Source organism: Borreliella afzelii (genome assembly GCF_014202295.1).
Taxonomy (GTDB): Bacteria; Spirochaetota; Spirochaetia; order Borreliales; family Borreliaceae; genus Borreliella; species Borreliella afzelii.
Genome location: NZ_JACHGM010000004.1, coordinates 1 through 18160, shown reverse-complemented (window position 1 = coordinate 18160; position 18160 = coordinate 1). Strand labels below are relative to the sequence as shown.

The window sequence follows — 18160 nt, the reverse complement described above, 5'->3', positions numbered from 1 at the left end:
TAATATTTACAAAATTAAAAAAATAAAATATTATATACATATAAGGTAGAAAACTATCTACCAACAGTCCCCAACACCCCTATTAATCCTCTCCAAATAAGATTAGGGGTAGGGACTTCTTTTTTTTACCAAGAATTAAAACATTCAAGGTCTAAAACACTAAGTTTATAGCAAATAAAAAAAATGAAAATCTAAAAAGCGTAAATTAACTAAAAATTAATTTCCTATTTACTTAATAGGAAATATAAATTTTAATAAGATGATTAAGATCTAAATAATCTCCCAAAAAAATAAATGTACAAAATCAAACTTAACAATAAATAAAATTTAAGATTGAATAATATTTGATTTTCTCTGCAAAAATATTATTCTTTAAAAAAAATTTAAAAAATAATTGGTAATACTCAATTATTGAACTAATAATTGAGTATTAAATATTCTCCTTTTTTAAAATTAAAAGAATTTATTATCAATATTTACTTCATACCATACATTCTTTTAAATAAACCTCTTATTTTTAAGGGGTTTTCTTTTTATATAGAGAAAATTAATTAATTTATTTGACATAAAGTTTTTACCAAGAAAGTACACAGGCTCTTCAACTTATTCTAGCCAATAATTTTAATATCTGACGTAAATTTCTATAAAATATTGAAAACATTTTCTCTGTAAAATTAACAAAAACTATTTATATACCTAAATTTTTTATAAATTTCAGACACTTAATAGATAAAAACGGTTTACTAAAATTATTCAAGACTGCTATCATATAATAAGTTATATAATGAAAAATAAAACTTTTATATTCTTAGTACTTTTAATTCAAAATTTAGCAATATATTCTCATAGCACAAACTATGAATTTAAACAAAATAAAATTAAAAATATAAAAGGAATATTTATTAATTATAAAGTCTATCTAACAGAAAATTTAGCAATTGATAATGTAAAAACCTTAAACCATATTTCCACATTCAAAATCAATCTTGTTATTGACAAGAAAATTGCGGCTTCTATTAAAAATGAACAAGATGTAATTAAAGCTGGAAATGAATGTGGAATCTTTTTAGAATTTCAAATTAATAACCGCATATACTATGCCAAATTTTCATCAATAAAATATATTTTAAAAGCAATTGAAAGTTTTACTAAAATTAAAAATACAATTAATAATTCTGAAATTAAAAATCTTGAAGGCAATGGAATTTTTTTATACAAAAATGGTCTCTCGTATAATTTAAAAACAGACTTTCAAGAAACAGCAATATTTGTAAATTTTCTCGGGTTTAAAGATACTACTGGAAGACCTTACTTTATCTTTTACTATGACAATATAGATAATAAAGATAAAAATTTAAAAACAATCTTGGTTTCCTTTGAAGAATTCCATAATGGAATAAGAGAAGGTCTATTCCTACTGAGAAACGAAAAAGCTATACTAGAATACATTAATCTTTCAAAAGATTGATTGTAATAAAAAAAATAATATAAAAACAATTTTAAAGTCAATATTATTATAAATTAATATTAAAAAAACTTGTTTATACTAAATATTCTTAATATATCTCCTTCCTAGTAATAATCATTTAGCTTAAGCTTAAAAATTATTCAAACTCAAATCAACTTCCACCAAGTTGTTTAACTTTTGAGTTAAAATCATCCAAAAATTCTTTGAAAGGAATCTTATTAAAATTCACAATAACATCATTCCTAAACGCATAAATTCTAAATGCCGCTATATTATCATTACCCAAAGCAACAAATCTTATAAACTCGCTTTCTGGAATAATAAATTTATAAATTTCTACCTTAATATTTTTTTCAGTAATCACCGTTGTAGAATCATAAGGAAAATATGAATCATAAAAATCGTTATAATAAACAACGCGTTTACTATTTTCTAAAACCAGCTCCCCTTTAGACTCAAACCTAGTATCTGTGATTATCTTTTCAATCTTTATTTGATTAGAATTTCTAGTCTCAACTTTAACCAAAATAAAATATTCTTTTTTATTTTTTGACTTATCATATTTAATCGAAATTACAGACCTAAATATTCCATCTCTAGAATAATTTACCCCAATATCATATTGAGAATCTAATACTTGAGAAAACCTATCATAAGCTATTTGATAAGTTTGACAAGAAATTAAAAAAAATACCGAAATAAAACATTTTACAATAAATTTTGCATTCATTAAAATCTCCCTTTATTTTATCTTATATTTATTTTTAAAAAATTTCTCGAAATCAGAAAATTAAATAATATAATACATTTAAATAAAAACATTCTAATTTTACAGCTTGAATTAAAATTAAAAAACTATTATTATTAGGTGTTGTTCTAACAAAAACCAATTAAAAAGATTAGATTATGTCTAATCCCAATTTATATAAATTTCAAAGTGCATCTATAGGAGAAATCGTGTATACTGACCCAAGGTCAATTATTAATACTTACTTTGTAAAAAACAAAAAAATATTCATTATCAACCCCATAGCTTTTAAATTTGAACTTAATTTTGAAAAAACTATTCAAACAAACTTAAAAGAGAATATCGACCTTAAAACATTTAAAGGTGGAATTATTAATTTAAAATTAAGGTCAAATGAATTTTCTAAATTACCAACAGACATTCTAAAGGGGAAACTTGAATTTTATATTAACTATGTAAGTGAAGAAAAACTTAAAATAGTTTATGACATGATGATAGTAAAAGTTTATACGATTGATTTAAAAGCTAGCAACAAAGATAAAATTTGCCTAATCGGACTTAAAATACTTGGTTCTATTTATAGAAAAGAAAATGTAGAAAATGCGTTTATTCCTATTATAAAAAATAATAATACTTACCTTTTTGAAGGTAAAGCAAACAACCAAAAAGTTAATTTGTTATTAAAGGGCATTAATAAAACTATTCAACTTCCTTTTTTGACAAAAATAAGCTATTCAAATATCAAAATTATCAATAAAGCTGATATAAAAACTAGTGAAAATTCAAATGCAAACATTAAAGCAACAAATAGAATACTACTAAATCTAAGCACAAAAATCTATGAAGAACTAATTCTAACAAATTCAAATCAAATAAAAACTATCAACAATAAACAAAAAATTCTCAAAACATTAAGATCTTTTATTGAAAACGAGAACGGATTAGGAGGCAAAATAAGGTTAATCTTTTTAGAAAAAACAAATTTTCTGACTAAAAATTTAAACTCAAATAACTTAGACTTTATTTTAAATGATATCAATATTATACAAGAAAATAGCTATATCAGAATTGACATCACTTTACTAGAAGATAAAATTGAAAAAAAATACTTAACCCAATCCCCAAACATAAACCCATTTCTTAAAAATATCACCTTGGTGTAAATTTTTTCAATCAGATATATTACATAATTTATCTCAGATATATAATCTAGTAATTATTAATAAAAACTCTACTAAAAGTATTCAACATATAACCTACCTCCTTGAAACTAACATACAATATATAATAAAATAAAGCTAATGAGGCATTTATGTTAAGTATTAATGGTGTAAGACTTTATTCTTTAAAAGAATTCCAAAATATATTAGAAGATTCTTATAATCTTTCAATTAGCAAAAATACTATATCTAAAAAATCAAAAATTTTAAAATGCGCAATCCGTGTGGACAACCGCCCTTATCTTTTAGAAGATTTTTGTACATATTTTTTAATGGATTTCAGAAGACCTAAACCTATAACAAATAGCATAAAAGAAACAATCCAATTAAGAATTGAGCAAGCAAAAAAAATAATGAACCGAAAATCTACAAAACATGAAATACAAATTGTTTCTAAACCCATAGGTCATATATTATAATCCATTATATTGACATTTTAAAAACATTGTTATAAAATGTAGTCAAAAGCTAATTATTTTGTTTGTAATACAATAAAAATTTAGAGTGCAGACCAAATAATTGGAAAAGCTTCTGAAACTACAACAAATTTCACTTCAGAAGCCAGGATAAGATAATGATAATAAAAATAAGAAATAATGTCAATAAAAATTTTAACAATCTCATAACTTTAGAAGAGCTTATAAAGCACAACCAAAAAAACACAGCCTCTAATTTAATAGAACTAAAGCAATCAAGACTAAAATCATATTTAACTAAAAAAAAGGCCATATACCAAAGAATACTTAAGGTATGCTGGGCAATTGATCTTAAAAACAAAGAATACTATAAATCTAACAAACTTAGAACATATTCTACAATAGAAATATATAATATAGTTAATAAATGTCTTGCAAAAGATAATCAAAAAACATCAATCAGAACTTTAGAATATGATATATCATTTTTAAATCAAGTGCTATTAATAACAACTAAACTAAAACATTTAGGCAAAGATAATGGAAGCTTTGCATTTTATATACAAAATAAAAATCTTTGGAAACACCGTTTTACAATTATTCAAGAAGCAATTAATGAAGAAATCAAAGAATATTTAAAAGATAAAAAAATAGTATCTAATTTCTCTAAAGAAATTGACAATGCTATTAACAAAACTAATATAAAAAATATAAAATCTAAAAGCTCAATTGCAGATGAATCAATTGCAGATGTTATACCTAAAGGTATAAAGGATACATATAAGATAAAGAATTCTATAAAAATAGATAATAAAAAAATAAAGAAAATGCCTTATAAAGAATATATTGCAAGCAAGCTAGTAAAAGTTCATAAAATAGAAAAATTTCAAATAACAAAAATATTAAAAATAAGCAACAATGAAAAAACTTACATAAATGCATTAAGAAACTTAAAGCTAGCAATAGAAAAATATAATAAAGAATACAAAATTGAAGACATTTCAAATCATTTTATAAAAGAGTTTAAAAATAAATATAGTAAAAAAATATGGATGATGAACGGAAAGACCGATAAAATAAATGACTTTAATGAAATTTGGGAAACAAGATTTAAGAAAACGTTCTTAAATAAAAGTTCAAAAGAAAGATATTGTAGTAACTATATAAGAAACAAAAAGAATATTCCTAATTCCGATAACAGAATAAGTGTGTTTTTTTCCGATCATAAAGGTCTTAAAAAGATAAACAAAATTAAAGTTAATTAAAAAATTATTTGTTATCAATATTACAAAAATTTTAAATAAAGGCAAAATTGGCCAAACCGTTAAATCAAAGATTAACATGGATGTTAGCCAAAAAAATGATTACATTAATAAAATGCATTTCTTATAGAAATATTCTATTCATGATTTTTAGTTAAACAATAAAAGAAGTATAAATAAAAAAATATTAGTATAAGTCTTGGTTTAAATATCATTATAAATTTCACATTCACTCTAAAATAATTGCCTTCCCTCTTCTAAATTTTTTATTTTAAAGTTTGTAGCTTTCGTTTTATAAATTTATTATTTAATCTAAATAAAGTTTGATTACACTAAATTTCAAATTTTAAATTCTTATTTTAAAGTTCAATAAATTTCTTAATTCCAATAAAAATCCCATCATTTTTCCCTTATACGTTTGCTTCTTCTATAAGTGAAAAAGAATTTGAATAAAATTATGTATTTTTTATAATTTATAATATAGTAAGTTGAGTTTTTATGTGGTCAAGCGCTGATTTTATTTTAGATTCATTTTGTTCTCAACATTTAATTTCTACAATTTCTGTTTTTCAAAAGACAGATTATTATGCTATCTTTAATAATTTTTAAGCACAGTTAGACAAATGTAAGAAATATGAATGAGCAGGGCAGTGGTCTTGTAAATATATCAAAAAAAGAGAAAGAAAAACTTTCTTTAATGAAGCTGTTAAATTTATGACAATGAACAAAACTACCCCAACACAAGATGAAAATAGTAATAAATTTTTAATAAATAATTAAAAAGATAGAAAAGATAATACTAAACCTAAATATGGTCTTAAAGTAAAGATAGTATTTAGTTACTAAAATTTATGCTGATACTAGAGCATTTAATAGCAATAAAGATCTTTCTAAATTTAATAAAAATAAAATAGAAGATTTTTTTTAAACAGTATAGCCAAAGAACGAAATAATACTTTTTTGAATATATTTGATCCAATATTAAGTTCATTGGCTGTTGTAATTAATGCTTTTATTGTAGATTTTGATACTTTACTTGGTAAAGTATTTTTTATAAGAACTGTTACTATGTGTGGCATAAATGTTAATTTTAAAAATTGTGTAATTTTATCTCTTTTAATAAGAAAGGTTTATTAATTTTTGGAATCCAGCTTAAATGATTTAAAGTTAATATTAAATTTAAAGGAGAGAAAGCATGAAAATTAAAAGTAAATGCTTAGCTTTGGGATTACTTTTTGGTTTTATCAGTTGTGATTTATTCATAAGAGATGAAATAAAAGAGAAATCTCTTGGCTTGTGTGATGAGGAAAGTTCTATTTTAGAGACCGGTGACAAATCTGTTAAAAAGTCTCTTAATAAGAAAGGCAAAGATAAGGTTGCTAGAAAGAAAGTTGAAGGTAATGCTGTTAAAAAAGACCCGTTTAATCATCATGTAAAGAGGGAGTCTGTTAATAATAGTAATCTATCACAAAAAAATGTGATATCGGAAGAAGAAATTTTGAAAACTAAATTATTAAGAGAACGACCTGAGACTAGAAAAGAAGAAATACAAAAACAGCAAGATGAGCATAAAAGGATGCTTCAAGGAAGTTTAAGTTTTCTTAGTGGTGAAAGTGGTGAATTGAAGGATACTATTGAAAGCAATGAAATTGATTTTACTATAGATTCTGATTTAAGACTGAAGAGTGATTTACAAGCTATTTCAGGCTCAAATTCTATTTCATATACTGATGAAATAGAAGAAGAAGATTATGATCAGTATTCTTTAGAAGAAGATTATTATTATGATGAGGAAACAAGATTAAGTAATAGATATGAATCTTATCTAGAGGGTGTTAAATATAATGTAAGTTCAGCAATTAAAACAATTGTTAAGATATATGATAATTATACCTTACTTTCAACAAAGCAAACCCAAATGTATTCTACACGTCTTGACAACCTTGCTAAAGCCAAAGCTAGAGAAGAAGCTAAAAAGTTTACAAAAGAAGAACTTGAAAAAGATCTTAAGACCTTATTGAACTATATTCAAGTGAGTGCAAGGACTGCGACAAATTTTGTATATGCAAGAGAAATATATTCAAAAAGAAAATTAGATGCCATTGAAACAGAAATAAAAAATTTAATTTTAAAGATCAAAGGACAATCTGATTTATACGAGGCATATAAAGCAATAGTAAGGTCAATCTTATTAATGAAAGATTCTCTTAAAATAATCGAAATAGTCATTGATAAGAATGGTGTTTGGTACTAATCTTTGATAATTAGTTTATTTTTTAAACAGGCTACATATTATTGTAGCCTGTTTAACATTAAATAAAAAAAGCTCTAGTTGTAAAAAGTATTATGGATTGGAAAATAGAATTTCTTTAATTTGTAGATAAATTAATTAATTTAGATAAAGTTAAAAACACTGTTTACAGGATATATCAGAATATGATACATTTTATGTTTTAAAGGAAGTATATAAAATAACTTTATTCTTAAGTTTATATACAGAATGGTATTATAAGATTGATTTAAAAATTTTTTCATTTTATCAAATTAAGATTTAGATTATAATTTGATTTTGAATTTTATATGTGAGACCATTAAGGGTGCAAAGCTTATTTATAGTAGTATATTTGTGTGTATATTTCTTGTGCTTTGCTTTGTAAGTTATGGTTTATTTTAAAATAATAGTAATAATAATTAAAATTGCTTAAAAATAAGATGATGGGTGATTTGCCATTTTTTTAAAATTTTCATTGAAATAATAAAGTATATTACTTTTACGTTTTAATATTTGCCTATTAATATAAGTTAGTGTTGGAATCAATACATAAATTTGCTTTGCAATTTGTTCTGATAAGTTTTGTTATTTAGGTTTATGAAATAAGAGATTTTTGCAATTTTCATCCATTTATGTCATTTGCAATTAAAATTGGGGCCCAATTAAATTTTTAATTAAAAATTATAAAAACCTCCGTTATTTCTAAATCAAAGTTTTAGAAATAGTAACTCATCTAATAGTTTGAAAATCGCAAACAGCAGCTTAACAAATAAAAACCAATGAATATTTAAAAAATGATTAATTTAAAATATAATTTCTATGTAGTAGGGCTTTTAATACCCAACTCTTAAAGTATATTTATTTATATTGCTTTATGGTTTTTGTAAAGTAACTTTTAATTATAAAAATCGAAGGAGAATGGATTTATGAATAAAAAATTTGCTATTTCATTATTATCTACAATATCAGCCTTCTTATTGGTATTAGGCTGTGATTTATCAAGCAATGATGCTGAAAATAAAATGGATGATATTTCTAATTTAGAAAAGAAATATCTAGATAATTTGAATTATGGATGTTTAAGTGAAAATGAAGCTAGAATTCAAAATTCTCAAATTAAATTAGATGTAAATAATGGCATAAGGCGTTCTTATTCTTCTAGAGAAACCAATGTTTCAAATTCCTATAGTAAAACCCATTCATCTTGCAAGACAAAATCAAAATGATTAATTTTATCAAAAAAATAAAAGAATTCTTTGCTCATAATTAATTGCAAAGGCTTTTAATTTAAACCTATATTTGTAGGTTTAAGTGCAGCTTTATAGCTATTGTGTTAGTCAGGGGGAAGTTTGTAAAAGTGCCTCTTTAATAAGGAATTTAAATCTTATTTTTAACATGAAGATTATTATCTTAGTTTTACTGGAGGAGTTTCTATAGATATCGTAAAGAAGTATAAACCCCAATAAATCAATTTGGCAAACTTATTTCACCCAAAGTTTATGTAAATTATAGGTGAAATAAGTTTGTAATTTTTATTTAAAAGGTAAAGCTTACTTTTTATTAAAGATAGGCTTTATTATTGCATTATTATAATTTTAATACATACCTTAAAGGTCGCATATTGAAATTATTTCACTTTTTGGCTTTTCTGTTTCTTCACTTTTTTTTACAATTTGTTTTAAGAGTGTATGTACGTGAAATTTAAGATTAGTGTTATCTCTTTTTATAAGATTTTTATCATTTAGATAATCTAATAAAAGTTGGCTTAACATTTCTGAGACGATTGTTTTTGTAGATAATAATTTTTCAAATGAATTTTTAAGATTCTCTAAGTCTAAAATCTCTAGTTTGTTTAGAGCGTCTTTTTTAGAATATAGGCCAACAATCACGTCGTCAATAGTATTTCCTAATTCCTTAAAGATGTTAAATAGGGCGCCTGTTTGGGCTGACAACAGTATGATTTCTGAAAGTTCCTTTAATTTATTGGTATCGATAGCATTTAAGGTGCAATAAACGTATTTTCTATATTTTTTAGATCTTTCAGTATTATCAGCTATATCTTCATTTGGTGATGTTGGCCAAAACAATTCTTTGAAAGCCAATATTCCATATTGGTTCGCAGGTTCTTCTTCTAATTTTTTTACATATTTTTCTCTATCTGCGCTAGCCGTTTCTATTAAATTTTTTAGATCATTAAGCAGCGTTTTTTTCATTCTTTGATTTTGGGTTACTTCTTGATTTTGGGTTACTTCTTGATTTTGGGTTACTTCTTGATTTTGGGTTACTTCTTTTTTAGGTTTTAATTTTTGCTTATTGGATTTTAGTCTTTTTTTGCTAGAATGAGACTTTATATCTTTTTGATTAGTGTTAAAATCTGGGTTACAGGCAATTAAAAATAAAAAGACAAACATGCTTGCAATTATATGATATTTTATAAATACTTTCCTTACTTAAAGTATAATACTTAATATAATGCAGTATTAATATAATATAATAATTATTATCAATTTATACTTAATATAATATTTTACTGTATTGAATATAGGTTATTGTAATAATCATAATAATATTTTCATTGCCAGAAGTTTTATAATGTTTTGATTAATTTTTAAGGCTCTTTAATAATGACGATAAGGATTAAATCGATATTGTGTTTAAAAATAATAAATAAGGAAGAATTAATAATGAAAGATATAAATAGATTTTAAAAAAATCAACTAAAGGTATTAAATATTATCCTTATAAAATTAATATATAAACACATGCATAAAAATTAAATAATAATGATATTCAATAAAATTAAATTTTATTGAACAAAAGAATTATAAGTTTAAATACTTGCTTTTGTAAAAGATAATTAAAATTGTAATGCTGCGCGCTTAAATTAAGCTTTTAAAAGTTTAGTAAAAATAGTATTTGGATAAACTTATATATTTATAGGTTATTTTGGTAGTAAGGTGGTTGTAACTTTTATTTTTTTTTTAATGTATCGAGATATTTTTGGAATATGTCTGTATCAATAGACTTAGCAATAAAAAAACAATTATTTTTTTGAATATGGGTATTAAATGTATTAAGGATACTGCTTCTAGAGCAGTATCCAATTTTTAATAATCTTGAAAATTTTTTTATTGAATGCTTTATTCTTTGACCCTATCTTTATGGTTTTTCTTTAATAAAATCCCCCCAATATATTTTTATATTTTAAATTCTATTAAAAGATGAATTACTAAAAATATATATCAGTAGTGCATATAATTTTAATATTTATTTTAAAATTCTTTAAAAAAGAGAATATTAAAATTAATGTATCAAGCTATTCATTATTTAAATAAAATTATAAAAAGCTTTCTTTTAAAGGAAAGCTTTAAATTTAAATATTAGTCTTATTAAATATATTTTTTTATTTTTCTATCTTTAAAAAATTACAAATCTATCTCATGAAAGCAGATTTTGCTTCTTGAAGAAGCTAGAAAAGATTTTACTTCTTGAAGAAGTTGTTCTATCCTTTCCTTTATTTCCATTGCTTTAATTATCTTAGAAGAAGAAGTTTTTAATTGTTCTAAAGCATTATCTATTTCACGATTTGCCTTTCTTGTCAAATTACCACCATATGTTCTTCTTGACCAACTTCTATGTTCGCTTTTTACTCTCTGAGTAATGGCATCTTTTAAAGTTTTTTGGGATTGCTCAAAAAAGTATTTTGCAGATGCTCTTTCACTAAGTCCGCTATCTAATTGAGTATGAAGTTCCTCAATATCGCCTCTCTTTTCTAATAATTGATTGAACAAATTAATTAGAGCTCGTTCTTCTGACTGATTCTGCCTTACTCTATTCTGATATTCTCTTTTTTCAGGTCTTGTTTTTATTATATGGTTTATTCTTCCTACAATATGTGCCTCTGTTTGTATTGCATCTTTAAGTTTTAAGATTTTATCATAAACGTTATTAAAACTAGATTCTAATTGCTCAAATTCATTTTTAAGCTTATTTTCGTCATAAACTAATTTATCAAATTCAAGACGCCCATCGCTAATTGCTTTATCTACTCTTTTTTCTTCATTAGTACTTGGAATTAACGCTCCTTCTTTTATTGCTATTTCTTCTTGAGGATAATATAGAAAATTTCTATTTACATTAACAGGTTTTATAGAAGCCGTCTGCATCGTTTGTTTTTCTCTTTTTTCTATATGTTGTTTAACACCTTCTATACTTTCTTCTTGAATTTTCTCTATAAAGCCTAAAACACCCCCACCTCCCTTTTTTTCTGTTTTTTTGTTTCCTAATTCATTAGGGTCACTTATATTACATGATAATAAACTTACTAATATTAATATGTATTTTGCCAAAATATTTTTTTTCATATCTTCTCCTGTGAGAATATTTATAAATTCATAGTTGCTTAATGCAAAGATATTTCATTTCTATGAAATTACAAACATAGGTTTCTTCTTTAATACAAAAAAATCATTCTATCTTATCTTTATTATCTATGTTTGAAGACTATGATGAAAATGATTTTGATGAGGTTTTTATAAGGTCTACTTTTGATCAACAATTCAAAAGCATAAGAAAATCTTTAAAATTAAAATTAGGAGATTTTGGTGTTTTTGTGTAAAATAATTCTCATAATTAAACCAAACAGAATATAAAATAAACAAGTTGCATGTGTAATTATAAGCTAATGGTGCCATAATTAACATTAATATTAATTCGAATATCTTTTAATAATTAATGTATCATATATTTTTCTGTACTTATTATGGTTGTAATTATCTCCAAATATTAAAAGAAGTGAATAAATTGCTCATTATATTCTTTTCTCCACCTTTTTAGAAAGTCATAAAACTTTTTCTAAAACAAAAAAAAATTACTTTTTATGATCACTTCTTTAAAAGAGTTGAATTAATAGATTTTTATTTAACAATAAGTAAATATTCTTCTCCAAAAAGCAGCAAAAATAGCATTACTAAAAATATATTGTATTAGTTAATGTGAACCTCTAAACTTATAACATACATTTTTAATGTCATTTAACGTCATATCTTCAGCATCACCATTAATAGTAGGAGGAGGGGGAGGGCCAGGACTTAGTTCTTCACTATTCTCTTGAAGAGATTGAGGGGGAGGGGGGGGATTTAAAAACATAAAATAATTATCAAAAACACCAGCAAGCCTACTTTCTATCCTATAATGCTCCTTAGCATCTATCCCAAGTTGTTCATCTCTACCCTCTACATTGGGTTGATTATCTCTACCATATTTAATATAGCTAATCAGTTCTTTAACTTTTCCCTTATCTTTTAGTTTGAATAAAAACCTTTTAACATAATCTTCTATTTGAGATATATCTCCTTTTAAATAAATATTAAAATGAGCCGCACCAGTATGTGCCTTTGGCAATTCACTTTTTAACGCGTTGACAAAAAAAGTTATTGTATCAAGCTCTTCATTACTAAGTCCAAGATTACTTTTCCAATCCAATTTTAAATTCATACTTTCTACATCTTGTAATAAGCGGTTTTGATCATTGTTTTTATTATTTTTTAACGCATCACAACTTACAACAAAACAAATCACATAAAATATAAATACAAATCTCTTATACATAAGATTTATACCCCTTAGTTGTCCTAGTATATAAAATAAAATTAAGTTGATTTATATAAGTGTATTTCATTGTTATTATTATTCCATAAAAGAAAACTTTATTTATTACTCAATATTAAGCTTATCTTTTAACTTTTTTCTAAATCAATGAATTTGTTAATAGATAGATTTATTTTGATTTTGAATATATTTTTTGATGATATCAATAGAAGCTCCTCCAGTAGAAATAAGACAATAACTTCCAGACCAAAAATAAGGTTTCCAATAATATTTATCTAAATAAGTAGAGTATTTTTTCCTTATAAGCCTTGAAGATACTGTTTTTAGATTATTGATAAATTTAGAAGGTTGAATATTGGGGGTAAATTCTAGTAGTAAATGAATATGATCCTTATCATGGTTGAATTCATTAAGGGTTATTTTCCATAAAGAACATATATTAAGTATTATTTGGTAAAGAGAAAATGAAAGCTCGGCATTTATGCATTTATGCCTATATTTAGTAACTAATATTAGGTGATAATTAATAGAGAATATACGCAGTGATTATTAAAAGTTAGTTTGTGTGACATATACACTTAAGTATAAAATATTATAAAATAATAAAATGTATGAGTGCTAATAAAGCTTATAAGTATAAAATATATCCCAACGTTAATCAAAAGAAATATTTTTCCAAAGTATTTAGATGTGTAAGATTTTTGTATAACAAAATGTTAAGTGATAAGAAAGATTATTATGAAAAAATAAACAAAGTCTTATTACTTATCCAAGTAAATATAAAGAAGAATTTTCATTCTTAAAGGAAGTTAATAGTTTAGCTCTTTGTAATGCCCAACTTGACTTAAATTCTGCGTATAGTAATTTTTTTAGAGAAATTAAAAAAGGAAATAAAACACAAGGATTTCCTAAATATAAAAGCAAGAAAAATAGGCAAACTTTTAGAACTAATAATCAAAAAAATTCAATAAGAATAGAAAATAATTATATAAAGTTGCCCAAAATAGGATTTGTAAAGTTAGCTCTACATAGGAATATTAAGAGTAATGAAGTTGTTAAAAATGTAGTAATAGAAAAAGATACCGATGATAAATATTACATTTCAGTAGCAGTTGAGTACTTAGATGCTAAAAATAACAATAAAACTAAAGATAATAAAAAAGAGGCGGTTGGTATTGACATGAGTATGAGGCACTTTCTAGTAAGTAGTGAAGGTGAGAAAACCAATCATCCTAAATATTTACTAAAAAATGAACGCAAACTCAAGAAATACCAAAGAAAACTATCAAAAAAACAAAAAGGTTCTGTTAAGAGAGCTAAATCTAGATTAAGAGTTGCCAAGTTGCATAGGAAAATTTCAAACCAAATAAAAGATTTTTTACATAAATTATTTTATTATTTTGTAGCTAATTATAAAAATATAGCAATAGAAAACTTATCAATTAAAGGCATGCAAAAAGGAATGTTTAGCAAAAGTATTAATGATTTAGGATGGCATGAGCTTGTAAGGCAATTATCATATAAATCAGAGTGGTACGGATCTTATTTACATAAAGTTGATAGATATTGTCCATTAAGCAAGCTATGCAGCAAGTGCCACATTAAAAATACAACTCTGGAATTAAGTGATACTAGGTGGACTTGCAGGAGTTGTAACACTTTGTATGACAGAAATATAAATGCAGCTCTAAATCTTAAAGCTTATTATTATAAGGAAATAAAAACTAAGGCAAGAACTGCCTGAAGTAAAGCTTGTGGACCATGCTCTAGTGGATGACCGTTATTGTAGAACCTAAAAAGCTATCATGGGATGAAACAAGAAGCTATTTCTATAATCTTTGATTTAGAAATAGCAGTTTAATAGACTTATTTATTCGGTTAGATAAAGAGAAATATGGTAGTATTTATCTTTTATGTGAGTTGCTAGATTTTTTAGATTGGTTTTAAGGTTGTTGAAATCTTTACTATAAGCGTCAATGGTTGCGCTTAATGTTTTTGCAAAATTTTGTTTTGCTTTTAAACTACGTTCCCTATTTTCTAGTAGCTTTTCGGCTTCTTTTTTGCTTATATCTTCTATGTTGATTGAATGTATTTTTTCTATTAGAAGCTGAATATCTCTAGATGTTTCAAGAAACGTACGAGCTATTTTTCGGTTTTGCGCATTGTTATCAAGTTTTTCAAGAATTTCTTTTAATAGCAATATTTTTTCTTTTTCGTAATTTAAGGATGAGTAAATTATTCTTTTTAATATCATTTTTGTAATGTGCATAAAAACCTCATCTTGTTGAAGTTTAAAAGTTTCTAGAAAATCATCTTGTGCATCAATATTAGCTATTTGTATATCTTCTTGTTTTTTTTGATCTTTCAGATCTTTATCAATTTTTTCTAATTTTGAGAGTAAGATTTTTTCTTGAGAGTTTTGATTTGAATATTTTGGATTTTGAGATTCATTTTTAAGATTTTGATTATTTTCTGCTAGATTTTTTGAATTGGTATGGCTTTTTGTTTTTTTTAGCTTTCTAGGATTGGTATGGCTTTTTAGCTTGTTTGGATTAACGTTGTCAAGAGGTGCACATGATATACAAATTGATGTTAATATTGCTGTAATAATGTTAAGCTTAACGATATTTAATTTATTTTTTTTCAAAATGTTCTCCTTTTATATTAAATTTAATACTTATTAATTTTAATATAAAAAAATAATATATCAATTTAATATTATTTTCAATTAATAATAAAACTTATTTGATATTAAAAATTTAATTTCTACTTCTTGTTTTTGGTTTGGGCTTGGTTAGCTTATATGAATAAAAAAAGAGAGAAGAATTAACTTCTTTGTTATTATTTGTTAAAAGTGTGTCGGGAATTGAAATACAAGAAGTGAACTGCTATTTCTAAATTAAAGATTATAGAAATAGCTTCTTGTTTCATCCCATGATAGCTTTTTAGGTTCTACAATAACGGTCATCCACTAGAGCATGGTCCACAAGCTTTATTTCAGGCAGTTCTTGCCTTAGTTTTTATTTCCTTATAATAATAAGCTTTAAGATTTAGAGCTGCATTTATATCTCTATCATGCAAAGTGTTACAACTCCTACAAGTCCACCTAGTATCACTTAATTTCAGAGTTGTATTTTTAATGTGGCACTTGTTGCATAGCTTGCTTGATGAAAAATATCTATCAACTTTATGTAAATAGGATCCGTACCACTCTGATTTATATGATAATTGTCTTACAAACTCATGCCATCCTAAATCATTAATACTTTTGCTAAACATTCCTTTTTGCATGCCTTTAATTGATAAGTTTTCTATTGCTATATTTTTATAATTAGCTACAAAATAATAAGATAATTTATGTAAAAAATCTTTTCTTTGGTTTGAAATTTTCCTATGCAACTTGGCAACTCTTAATCTAGATTTAGCTCTATTAACAGAACCTTTTTGTTTTTTTGATAGTTTTCTTTGGTATTTCTTGAGTTTGCGTTCATTTTTTAGTAAATATTTAGGATGATTGGTTTTCTCACCTTCACTACTTACTAGAAAGTGCCTCATACTTATGTCAATACCAATCGCCTCTTTTTTATTATCTTTAGTTTTATTGTTATTTTTAGCATCTAAGTACTCAACTGCTACTGAAATGTAATATTTATCATCGGTATCTTTTTCTAATACTACATTTTTAACAACTTCATTACTCTTAATATTCCTATGTAAAGCTAACTTTACAAATCCTATTTTGGGCAACTTTATATAATTATTTTCTATTCTTATTGAATTTTTTTGATTATTAGTTCTAAAAGTTTGCCTATTTTTCTTGCTTTTATATTTAGGAAATCCTTGTGTTTTATTTCCTTTTTTAATTTCTCTAAAAAAATTACTATACGCATAATTTAAGTCAAGTTGGGTATTATAAAGAGCTAAACTATTAACTTCCTTTAAGAATGAAAATTCTTCTTTATATTTACTTGGATAAGTAATAAGACTTTGTTTATTTTTTCATAATAATCTTTCTTATCACTTAACATTTTGTTATACAAAAATCTTACGCATCTAAATACTTTTAAAAAATATTTCTTTTGATTAACGTTGGGATATATTTTGTACTTATAAGCTTTATTAGCACTCATACATTTTATTATTTTATAATATTTTATACTTAAGTGTATATGTCATTATTGTTTGTATGAATTGTAAATAATGTAGTGCCTTATTGGTGTACTTAATATCTAAATTTTATAAATACAACAAGCTGAAAATAAAACTATAAATTTTATACATATAATAATAATGCATTGAATAAAAAATACAAATAATCAGAAAAATAATTGCAAATTAAGGGACAATTTTTTTAAAAAAATGACATTCTTGTTATATTTCTAATTTTTAATTTTGGGTTTTTATAAGCTATTAGCTATTCTTAATAAATCGTCTTCTTTCATCGTGTATGTTTCTTTTAAATGAGTATAAATAGTTGTATTATTATCTGTTGATATATTAGTAATAACAGACGGGCTAAAACGTACATAGTTTCTATAACTTGATACAAGAATAGAATCATTAAAATCATGGCTATTTTGTTTATTTTGGTTTGTTCTAGTATCTTTTACGCTAAAGATACCCCCGTATTCAATCGCCTCTTTAAAGCTATAAATTTTGTCTTTTTGAATTTCTGCTATTTTTGTATTTGCTTCAGTAATAATAATGTTTCCGTTATTTTGTTTTTCTATTTTCAAGATAGTTGTGATATGGGGTGGATTATCTATATTAGTAGTGGCATTTGAGTCTTTAGTAGTAGTAGTAGTACGTTTAAATGCTTTAATTTCGTTTGGGAATTGAATATTTGTTAAGCCTCCTTTTTTAGTTTGCAAAAGTTAATAATATTAATATTATTATAATTATATAATATATGTTGATTTTTATTAATCGTGTTTGTAAACTTTTTCCTCCAATTTTTAAGTTTTTGATTTTTATGGTTAAAATTTACGTTTTCTTGAAAAATTAGGTTAAAGTTTTAGCTTTCATGTTTAAAGTTTTAGCTTTCATGTTTAAAGTTTATGATTTTTGGGTTAAAGTTTGGAGCCAAAATATCTATACTAATTAAAAATTATATTTATAATTTTTAATTAGTATAGATATTTTGGCTCCAAACTTTAACCCAAAA

15 protein-coding genes and 2 pseudogenes are annotated in these 18160 nt (G+C 24.2%); 9 read left to right on the top strand and 8 right to left on the bottom strand.

The window, feature by feature from the left end:
- Window positions 1-784: 784 nt before the first annotated feature.
- Window positions 785-1468 (top strand): hypothetical protein, encoded by a 684-nt coding sequence (locus tag HNP63_RS04670; RefSeq protein WP_011703990.1) that lies wholly within the window; start codon window positions 785-787, stop codon window positions 1466-1468.
- Between the two features lie 151 nt (window positions 1469-1619).
- On the opposite strand, the gene HNP63_RS04665 is transcribed toward HNP63_RS04670, so the two are convergent.
- Window positions 1620-2198 carry a hypothetical protein gene (locus tag HNP63_RS04665; protein ID WP_011703991.1) on the bottom strand — a complete coding sequence of 193 codons (579 nt, stop codon included), beginning with the start codon at window positions 2196-2198 and terminating at the stop codon, window positions 1620-1622.
- Window positions 2199-2374: 176 nt separating this feature from the next.
- Between HNP63_RS04665 and HNP63_RS04660 the strand changes: the two genes are divergently transcribed.
- The 6 genes from HNP63_RS04660 to HNP63_RS04635 all read left to right on the top strand — a co-directional run bounded on the left by HNP63_RS04660 (window position 2375) and on the right by HNP63_RS04635 (window position 8612).
- Complete coding sequence (locus HNP63_RS04660; protein WP_011703992.1) at window positions 2375-3379, top strand: hypothetical protein; 1005 nt, start codon at window positions 2375-2377, stop codon at window positions 3377-3379.
- Window positions 3380-3528: 149 nt separating this feature from the next.
- A complete protein-coding gene (locus HNP63_RS04655) occupies window positions 3529-3855 on the top strand; it encodes a hypothetical protein (protein WP_011703993.1) in 327 nt (108 codons plus the stop codon).
- A gap of 155 nt (window positions 3856-4010) precedes the next feature.
- Window positions 4011-5117, top strand: a complete 1107-nt coding sequence (locus HNP63_RS04650; protein ID WP_183227344.1) for a plasmid maintenance protein — start codon at window positions 4011-4013, stop codon at window positions 5115-5117.
- 957 nt (window positions 5118-6074) lie between these two features.
- Window positions 6075-6251: a hypothetical protein gene (locus HNP63_RS04645; RefSeq protein WP_011703996.1), complete on the top strand. Its 177-nt coding sequence runs from the start codon at window positions 6075-6077 to the stop codon at window positions 6249-6251.
- 58 nt (window positions 6252-6309) lie between these two features.
- Window positions 6310-7368, top strand: coding sequence for a ferrous iron transporter A (locus HNP63_RS04640; RefSeq protein WP_183227342.1), 1059 nt, complete (start codon window positions 6310-6312; stop codon window positions 7366-7368).
- A 944-nt stretch (window positions 7369-8312) separates the two neighbouring features.
- Window positions 8313-8612, top strand: a complete 300-nt coding sequence (locus tag HNP63_RS04635; RefSeq protein WP_011703998.1) for a DUF5425 family lipoprotein — start codon at window positions 8313-8315, stop codon at window positions 8610-8612.
- A gap of 381 nt (window positions 8613-8993) precedes the next feature.
- On the opposite strand, the gene HNP63_RS04630 is transcribed toward HNP63_RS04635, so the two are convergent.
- Together HNP63_RS04630 and HNP63_RS04625 are read right to left on the bottom strand one after the other, a co-directional pair.
- Entirely contained in the window at window positions 8994-9821 is an 828-nt protein-coding gene (locus HNP63_RS04630; protein ID WP_183227347.1) for a virulence associated lipoprotein, read from the bottom strand.
- A gap of 990 nt (window positions 9822-10811) precedes the next feature.
- The gene (locus HNP63_RS04625; protein WP_183227339.1) at window positions 10812-11750 is read right to left on the bottom strand and encodes a P12 family lipoprotein; all 939 of its coding nucleotides are present in this window, start codon (window positions 11748-11750) and stop codon (window positions 10812-10814) included.
- 128 nt (window positions 11751-11878) lie between these two features.
- Between HNP63_RS04625 and HNP63_RS07025 the strand changes: the two genes are divergently transcribed.
- Window positions 11879-12004, top strand: coding sequence for a hypothetical protein (locus tag HNP63_RS07025; RefSeq protein WP_011704001.1), 126 nt, complete (start codon window positions 11879-11881; stop codon window positions 12002-12004).
- A gap of 371 nt (window positions 12005-12375) precedes the next feature.
- Here the strand turns inward: HNP63_RS07025 and HNP63_RS04620 are convergent, their stop codons facing one another.
- Together HNP63_RS04620 and tnpA are read right to left on the bottom strand one after the other, a co-directional pair.
- Complete coding sequence (locus tag HNP63_RS04620) at window positions 12376-12996, bottom strand: hypothetical protein (protein ID WP_221244548.1); 621 nt, start codon at window positions 12994-12996, stop codon at window positions 12376-12378.
- A gap of 156 nt (window positions 12997-13152) precedes the next feature.
- On the bottom strand, window positions 13153-13479 hold the full coding sequence (gene tnpA / locus HNP63_RS07020) for an IS200/IS605 family transposase (RefSeq protein ID WP_238322660.1): 327 nt from the start codon (window positions 13477-13479) through the stop codon (window positions 13153-13155).
- A gap of 128 nt (window positions 13480-13607) precedes the next feature.
- On the opposite strand from tnpA, the pseudogene HNP63_RS04610 reads away from it, so the two are divergent.
- Window positions 13608-14740: pseudogene (locus HNP63_RS04610) on the top strand (RNA-guided endonuclease InsQ/TnpB family protein).
- A 126-nt stretch (window positions 14741-14866) separates the two neighbouring features.
- Here HNP63_RS04610 and HNP63_RS04605 read toward each other — a convergent pair.
- From HNP63_RS04605 to HNP63_RS04595, 3 genes and pseudogenes are all read right to left on the bottom strand, one after another.
- Window positions 14867-15643 (bottom strand): complement regulator-acquiring protein, encoded by a 777-nt coding sequence (locus HNP63_RS04605; RefSeq protein ID WP_012666197.1) that lies wholly within the window; start codon window positions 15641-15643, stop codon window positions 14867-14869.
- 350 nt (window positions 15644-15993) lie between these two features.
- Window positions 15994-17126: pseudogene (locus HNP63_RS04600) on the bottom strand (RNA-guided endonuclease InsQ/TnpB family protein).
- 270 nt (window positions 17127-17396) lie between these two features.
- A complete protein-coding gene (locus HNP63_RS04595; RefSeq protein ID WP_235685147.1) occupies window positions 17397-17867 on the bottom strand; it encodes a hypothetical protein in 471 nt (156 codons plus the stop codon).
- Window positions 17868-18160 lie beyond the last annotated feature (293 nt).